The following is an 8,636-nucleotide window of genomic DNA, read 5'->3' as shown; positions in this document are numbered from 1 at the left end:
TAAAAGGGATGTTTTTTATTTTCAATAATAAATGCCGGTAAATATTATGAATCCCTTTGTTTTAAATGAGTGTTTTTATTGTATTACGAATGAAAGCGCTCTGCTTATGCATTTGAAATTTGCCAGTGTTAATATTTATTAACATATTTGCCTCTAAATATATTAAAATTTGTTAATATGAATGTTAAACTACGTGTACTATCAGCAGGGGTTTTGTTCTTTATCGGTGGACAAACGTTGCTGGCACAAAAAAAAACTAATGATACAATTCCTGAAAAAACAAAGGAGATTGATGAAGTAGTAGTAGTGGCTTACGGGACTCAGAAAAGGCAGAGTATTACCGGATCTATTACTACAGTTAATGCAAAGCAATTACAAGATGCACAGTCATCAAATGCTATGCAGTCATTAACAGGAAAAGTAGGAGGTGTACAAATTTCTGCTAATTCCGGACAACCTGGAGATCCTCCACAGGTAAGATTTAGAGGTATTGGATCGCTATCTTCTTCCAATAACCCACTTTATGTTGTAGATGGTGTTCCGTTCAATGGAAATATTAATTCCATTTCAAATCAAGATATTGAATCTATCTCCTTTTTGAAAGATGCTTCAGCTAATGCATTATATGGTAGTAGAGGTGCAAATGGTGTTGTTATTATTACGACTAAAAAAGCCAAAAAAGGAAAGTTTACAGTTAATTTTGATACAAAATATGGTGTAAACTCTAGAGCTGTTAAGGAATATGATTTGATTACCGATCCGGGAGCATATTATGAAATGTTCTACAATAGATTAGTTACGGATGGTGTTTATAATGGGAAAACCATTGGGGCTGCTGCTGTAGAGGCGGCTAACACAATGATTCCTGATTGGTTGGTTTATAATAACTATAACGTTGCAGATAATCAATTAATAGATCCAGCTACAGGAAGACTGAATCCTAATGCTAAATTATTGTATCATGACGATTGGGCTAAAAACCTATTTAAGGATAGAACGCGTCAGGAATATAATCTTAACATAGCTAATTCTTCAGAAAAAAATGATGTATATCTTTCATTAGGTTATTTAAATGATGAAGGATATGTAATCAATTCTGGATTTAAAAGATATACAGCAAGATTAAACAACGAATTAAGATTAACATCCGACATTAAAGTTGGAGTTAATGTAAACTATGCTAGGTCAGAACAAAATGCTCCAATTCAAGGGGCAGGTTCAAGCCAATATAGCAACTTGTTTAGCTGGGCTAGAAATATAGCCCCAATTTATCCAATTTGGGCTAGAGATAAAGCAGGTAATTTCCTATTAGATAATACAGGGCGACTTCAGTATGATTTTGGTACCCTTACTGGTCCAATGGGCTTAGGACGTCCATATGGAGGTAATTTGAATCCATATGGTACAACTTTATTAGATATTAAAAGAAATGCTGAGGATAATTTGAGTGGTAGAGCATATGCTTCAGTGAATTTCCTAAAAGATTTTAATTTCACTTATAATTTAGGATATGATTTAGTAAGCGGTCATTATATTGACTACTCTAATAATATTGGTGGAGATGCTGTAGGATACGGTGGTAGTATTACCAATGCTACTACTAATGATTATACAATTACAAATCAGCAGTTATTAAACTGGAACAAGAGTTTTAATAAGCATACTATCAGTTTAATGGTAGGTCATGAAACTTCTGATTTTAAGAGCAAAATGCTTGCGGGAACCAAAAATAATATTGCGATTCCTGACTTGCCAATCTTAAGTAATGCTACCAAATTTGCAGGATTAAATAGTTATAATGATAACTATAAAGTAGAAGGTTACCTTTCTAGGTTAAACTATAGCTATGACAACAAATATTTCTTCAATGCAAGTTTCAGAAGAGATGGATCATCAGTATTTGCTCCGGAGAACAGATGGGGTAACTTCTTCGGATTAGGAGCGGCTTGGGCTGTTACTAACGAAGCCTTCTTAAGTGGTAATAAAGCTATTACTAATTTGAAGCTTAAAGCGAGTTATGGAGAGCAAGGAAATGATAATATCCTATATGCAGGAAGTGTAAACCTAAGTAACAGGTCTTATTTTGGTTATGCTAGGAACTATTATGCTTATGCATCCCAGTGGGAGGTTGTTCCAGATTCTGATGGTAACATGACAATTGTTCAGGTTTATGAAGGTAACAGGGATATTAAATGGGAAGTTTCAAAGAACCTGAATGTTGGATTTGAATTAAGTTTATTTAATAGAGTTAATATTGATGCCCAATATTTTGAAAGAGGAGTTGAGGATATGATTTATAATAAACCATTGCCGCCATCAACTGGAACAAGATTTATCGCAGCAAATGTTGGTGATATGAAGAACAGGGGGGTAGAGGTATCTGTTGATGCCAACATCTTTAATACTCCTGATTTTTCATGGAATTTATTTGCTAATCTAACTCACTATAAAAACGAAATTACGAGCCTTCCAAGCAGTTTTGTTTCTGGTGTCTTTAAATTTGAAAAAGGAGTTGCAGCATACACTTACTATTTAAGACAATTTGCAGGTGTTGATTCATCTAACGGAGATGCTCTATGGTACATGGATGATGCTAATGGAAATAAGGTAACAACCAATGATTATACAAAGGCTAAATTGTATATGAGTGATAAAAACTTAAACCCTAAGGCTTATGGTGGTTTTGGTACAAGTGTAACATATAAGGGAATTAACCTTTCTGTAAATTTTGCATATCAGTTTGGTGGATATATGTATGATAATGTATACCAAGGATTATTGCCTTCAGGAGGAGATAATATTGGACAGAATTATCACAAGGATGTATATAATACCTGGACACCGACGAATACAAATGCACCACTACCAGCATTAGATTTGTCTAGAACAACCCAGATGGCTGCTTCAGATTTATTCTTAATTAAATCAGATTATATCAGTTTACAAGATGCTTCTATTAGCTATGATTTCAATAAGAATGTTCTCCCAGAAGGTCTTACAGGACTTAAATTTGGTATTTATGGTTCAAACTTAGCAATGTGGAGTAAGAGAAAGGGAATGGATCCTAGATTGGCTAGAATTGGTGCTTCAGGAAATAATGGACTTTCTTTAAATAATTATGGAGTTGTAAGATCAATTTCTTTAGGGCTAACAGTTAAATTTTAATTAAAAATGAAAAAAATAACAATATATTCAGTATTAGCATCAGCTTTGTTTTTTACAAGTTGTTCTAATGATTATTTAGATACAAATCCTGAATCTACAATTAATGAAGAGCAATTGGCAACATCACCTCAAGCTTTACAAGGATTAGTAGATGGTATTTATACTGGATTTAGAACTTTTGGTAATACCAATAGTGCTATTCACGAAGATTTTGGACATAGAGGTATGCTTGCAGGTACAGATTTGATGTCTAACGATGTAACCATGGCAAAATCCAGTTGGTTTATCAATTGGTACAATTATCAAGGAAGACTTCAAACGAATGGAAGATCCCTTTTTCCTTGGAACACATACTACCTTCAAATAAAAACAACGAATACAATTATTAATGGAGTTAATAAAGCAGGTATTACCAAGGATAATAAATATGTTTTAGGGCAGGCATATGCACTACGAGCTCTTTCGTATTTTATGCTTGCAAGGTTTTATGGTCCTACTTATGTTGGCCATACAAGTGATTTATGTGTGCCTATCTATACATATGTAGGATTTGAAGGTAAAGCAAGATCTACTGTGGGTGAAGTTTATAATATGATTGAAAATGATCTTTTAAAGTCAATAGAATTATTGGATGGGTATTCTAGACCAACAAGAGAAAAGATTGATAAAAGCGTTGCCAATGCTTTTTTAGCTCAAGTTTCTCTTGAGATGGGTAAATACCCTCAAGCTGCCCAAGCGGCAAATGCTGCTAGACAAGGATATAGTTTAGGGAATGAGGATGCATGGAGTAATGGATTCTATGATTTGACTTTAACTACAGATGCTATGTGGGGGGCTGTCATTAATACATCCAATACATCTTTTGTGGCTAGTTTCCATGGGATGTTCGATAATACAAACACAAGTGGTTATGCCGGAGGTCTGGGTATCTATAAAAATATTGATAAAAGACTTTATGATAAGATCTCTGCAACAGATTATAGAAAGAAAGCTTTTGTATCTCCTGTAACAGGTGATCCTACATACCCTGAATTGCCACCTTATGCTAATGTGAAATTCAAGGATCCTACCGTATCAGATGCGGATTACATTTATTTAAGAGCATCAGAGATGTACTATATTGAGGCAGAGGCTTTAGCAAGATCAGGAAATGAAGCACAAGCAAAAGTGGTCTTGGCTGAAATTCAGAAAGCAAGAGATGTAGCATATACAACATCTACAAATACAGGAGCGGCTCTACTTGACGAAATCAATACTCAGAAAAGAATCGAATTATGGGGAGAAGGTATTGCTTGGTTTGATATGAAGAGATTAGGTCAGGCGCTGGAGAGAAATTATCCAGGAACTAATCATCCAACATTTGGACAGCTTAATATTCCTGCAAATTCATCTAAATTTGTATGGCAGATACCTCAAGCAGAGATTGATACAAACCCTAATATTGTTCAAAATCCAAACTAATTAAAATTTATATTAAGAAAATTCTTAATAACTTAATAAATAATAATTGAAACTGTACTTCATAAAATCTTATGAAGTACTTTTTTTATCTTAATGTATGAGGATAGTTTTAGTATTCTGCTTATAATTTTAGTTCAGTCAAAACAATTGCGTGATATTGTATTTCTATAGCAAGTGGCAATGAGGGCTTGTCATATTCAATTCTTTTACGATTAGGAGTTTTAATTAAAACATTATATACACTGATTTTAATTGTCTTCTATAATGATTGTTTTTACGTGCCATTATTTAAATGTCAGGTGATTACTGTTATTTCTTTATTGCAGAATAATAATGAAGTAAATGCTTTTTGGCCCATTTTTTATGGCGTTAAAACAGAAGATAAAAGATGTCCACATCCAAGAAACCAGAAGATACTCTGGTCATAGACTCAGAAAAGAAGGATTCTCGGAATTTTTAAGTCTACTATCAACGATTATCTGTTCGGGCTCAGTTTTCAAAAAAAGAAAGTTTTTGATACGGAAATGATATTTGATAAGACTTATACTTCTTCATAATATAATTTCAGAAGAATCCAGATAGCAAATATTGACTAAGGATTTAATCCGTTTGTATTTTAGCTGAATGTATAATAGACGCTATTGTCTAGGGATTAATCAGTAAAAAGTATGTGGTAGTGAATGAAGGTCAAAATATCTGTTAAAATTTATGGTGTCCTAAAGGGTTAGAGTTTGTAGCATATTAATAATATCTTAATATTTTTATAATTTTTAAAAAGGTTAAACGGTATTAATAGTCTTAGATAAGAAACAAAAACGGAGGCGTATGGTATATAAAAGGGCGATATTGACTAAAATTGATTTATTTTTTTTCTTTTTAGTGGGGTACTAAGCTGAAAATTAGCACTATTGTAATTTGTATTTATTATAGATATTTTTTTTTGTATTGAATTATTAATTATTAATCACCTTTTTGGAATGGTTGTTTTTTATTTTAAATAATAAAACACTATAAATATTGTAAATTTTTTTGTTTTCTAGAAATGTTTTTATTATGTGGTGAATCAATTTAAGCTATTTATACACATAAAATTTGTTAGTGTTAATATTTATTAACATATTTGTTTCTAAAAATGTATTAAAATTTGTTAATATGAATGTTAAACTACGTGTCTTAAGTGCTGGAGCATTGTTCTTCTTGGGGCAAGCTGCTTTTGCACAAAAAGTAAAAAAAGATACTGCTAATGCAACGGAGATTGAGGAAGTTGTAATGGTTGGATTTGGTCAGAAAAAAACAGTACAGGAATTAACCGGTGCTGTAGGCACAATGAAAAGTGACGCAATTAAGGATGTTCCTGTAGCGTCAGTGGACAAAATGCTTCAAGGTAGGGTTTCTGGTGTTCAGACAGGTAATGCTTCAGGGCAGCCTGGAGGTTTCGCGTCAGTACGTGTAAGAGGTATTGCTTCTGTTAATGGTGGTGTTAACCCTATCTATGTGGTTGATGGTGTCCGTGTACAGAGTGGTGACTTGACAACTGGTGCTACAACTGCTAACATTTTGGCTAACCTTAACAGTGATGATATTGAAACTGTAACTGTACTTAAAGATGCTGCTTCTACAGCAGTATATGGTGCAGATGCAGGAGCTGGGGTAATTGTTATTACAACTAAATCCGGTAAAAAAGGAAAACCAAAGATTTCATTAAATTTTGAATCTGGAACAAACTCTCGTGCTATTGAAGGGATGAAAGGTTTGAATACAGAACAATACAGATACCTTTTAGCAAATGCGTTAGGAAATGCTGATGGAATAAGCCCTGAAACTGTTTATTCAGAGGCAATAGCTGGGAATTATGGTGCAGCAGCTAAAAATATTTATACAACCACTAATAATACTAACTGGAGAGATGTTACTAGTAGAAGTGGATATCAAAACTCAATTAATGCATCAATTAGTGGAGGTAATGATAAAATTACCTATTATAACTCCGCAAACTATTTCTTGCAGGAAAGTGAATTGAAAGGATCTGATTTCAAACGTTTAGGATTTACTACAAAGATAGATTACAAAGCTACGGACAAATTTAAGTTTGGTACAGATATTCAGCTTTCATACAGTAGAATTAATACATTGCCAAATGGAGGTACATTTGCTAATCCGATCTTGTTTGAATTATTTGGAAGACCTACAGATCCTGGTTATAATGCAGACGGAAGTTATTATTTAGGAAACAGTGGTAGATTAAGTAATAACTTATTTAACTCTGGATATGTACAAGAACATAATTATTTCAGAGCTACAACAGCAAGAGTTTTTGGGAATTTATATGGAGAATATCAGATCCTAAAGAATTTATCTTATAAAATTGTTTTAGGTGCTGAATTAAATAATGTTGAAAATGATACGTACTATAATCCAGTTCACGGAGATGGGTATCAGGTAAATGGTAGAAAAACTGAATCTACTGACAGATATTTCAACTGGAACTTACAGAACATCGTAAATTATAACTTCAAGTTAGGAGATAAAAACAGATTCAACATCTCTGCTATTCAGGAAGCTTACCAAAGAAACCAAAGATTTGTAGCAGGTCAGGGAGTAAATGTTGGTTCTCCAAATCTTGAAAGCTTAAGTAACTTTATCAAGCCTATCTATGCAAGAGGTCAAAGATATGTAAGCTCTAGAAACGGATATGCTGCAGTATTAAACTATGATTACGATAAATTAATCTTAGTGGATGCTTCTGTAAGAAGAGATGCATTATCAAACTTTACACCTGGTCAAAAATGGGGAACTTTCTATTCAGTTGGGGTAGGGGTTGACTTAGCTAGATTACAGTTCGTAAAAGAATGGGAAAAAATTTCTCTATTTAAATTAAGAGGTTCTTACGGTAAAGTAGGTAACACAATTAACAGTACGCCATATTCTCTATATGAGTATACTTCAAACTATAATGACTCACCTGCAGGATTTACAAAATATGTATACAACCCACAATTAAAATGGGAAACTGTAAAGCCTTTAAGCTTAGGTGTTGATATGGGCTTCTTCAGAAACCGACTTACTGTGACTGCAGAATACTATAACAAGAAGACTGAAGACCTAGTATTCAGTGTGCCTTTACAAATGTCACAGGGATTACCTATTCCTTCAGAAAGTACTTTAACTTATCCATTCATGGATGTTAACGTAGGATCTTTGGTAAACAGAGGTTTCGAATTTACAGTAAACTATGACGTAATCAGAAAAGAAGACTTTACTTTAAGTATTGGAGGTAATTTGAGTACACTTGAAAACAAAATTACTTCATTATATGGAGGCCAGGACGTTGTTACAGGTTCTACAATCCTTAGAGAAGGTGAAGGAATCGGAACATTCTTCCTTAGAAAATGGGCTGGAGTAGATCCTTCAAATGGAGATCCTCTATGGTATAAAAACGGGGTAGACGGAGAAACAACTAATAAATACGCTGATGCACAGCTTGCTGTACAGGGAAGATCTTATTCTAATGTATTCGGAGGTGTTAACCTTAATCTATCTTACAAAAATTTCACATTATCTGCTTTAGGAACATTCGGATTCGGAGGAAAAGTATTAAACGACTGGGCTTCTTATACACAGTCTGACGGTCAGTATGTATTCTCTTATCCTGGTTCAACTGATGCTCTTGATTTCTGGTCACCGTCTAACCCTAATGCCGTGAACCCTAAGCCGGTATATCTGAACGCTTCAAACTCAAACAGAGCTTCTACAAGATTCTTAGCTAAAACGGATTACTTAAGACTAAGTAATGTTAGAGTTGGATATAGATTTGATGCTAAAATGTTAAATGGTACAGGGCTTAACGGATTCGAGGTATATGTTCAAGGAAATAACATCCTTACTTACCGCTACGATAAGAACCTTAAGTTTGATCCTGAGAACAACTTAAACTCAACGAATAACCTTAACTTACCAGTTCAGAAAACTTATTCAATCGGATTTAACCTTCAATTTTAATTAGTTAAGAA

Annotated in this window: 3 protein-coding genes; all 3 read left to right on the top strand. The window is 33.6% G+C overall.

Annotated features, from left to right (window positions below; translation table 11 throughout):
- The first annotated feature begins 177 nt into the window (after positions 1-177).
- The 3 genes from BBH99_RS13225 (at position 178) to BBH99_RS13215 (ending at position 8,625) form a co-directional block, all read left to right on the top strand.
- Entirely contained in the window at positions 178-3,165 is a 2,988-nt protein-coding gene (locus BBH99_RS13225; RefSeq protein ID WP_066696438.1) for a SusC/RagA family TonB-linked outer membrane protein, read from the top strand.
- 6 nt (positions 3,166-3,171) lie between these two features.
- Complete coding sequence (locus BBH99_RS13220; RefSeq protein WP_066696436.1) at positions 3,172-4,626, top strand: RagB/SusD family nutrient uptake outer membrane protein; 1,455 nt, start codon at positions 3,172-3,174, stop codon at positions 4,624-4,626.
- Between the two features lie 1,152 nt (positions 4,627-5,778).
- Entirely contained in the window at positions 5,779-8,625 is a 2,847-nt protein-coding gene (locus BBH99_RS13215) for a SusC/RagA family TonB-linked outer membrane protein (protein WP_066696433.1), read from the top strand.
- Positions 8,626-8,636 lie beyond the last annotated feature (11 nt).

Source organism: Chryseobacterium contaminans, assembly GCF_001684955.1.
Classification (GTDB): domain Bacteria; phylum Bacteroidota; class Bacteroidia; order Flavobacteriales; family Weeksellaceae; genus Chryseobacterium; species Chryseobacterium contaminans.
Note: the sequence above shows the minus strand (reverse complement) of the source record. Positions and strands in the feature narration are given on the sequence as shown.

Bases quoted from the DNA above. Each gene is read 5' to 3' on its own strand.
- BBH99_RS13225 (WP_066696438.1), top strand. From the start codon at position 178: ATGAATGTTAAACTACGTGTACTATCAGCAGGGGTTTTGTTCTTTATC.
- BBH99_RS13220 (WP_066696436.1), top strand. From the start codon at position 3,172: ATGAAAAAAATAACAATATATTCAGTATTAGCATCAGCTTTGTTTTTT.
- BBH99_RS13215 (WP_066696433.1), top strand. From the start codon at position 5,779: ATGAATGTTAAACTACGTGTCTTAAGTGCTGGAGCATTGTTCTTCTTG.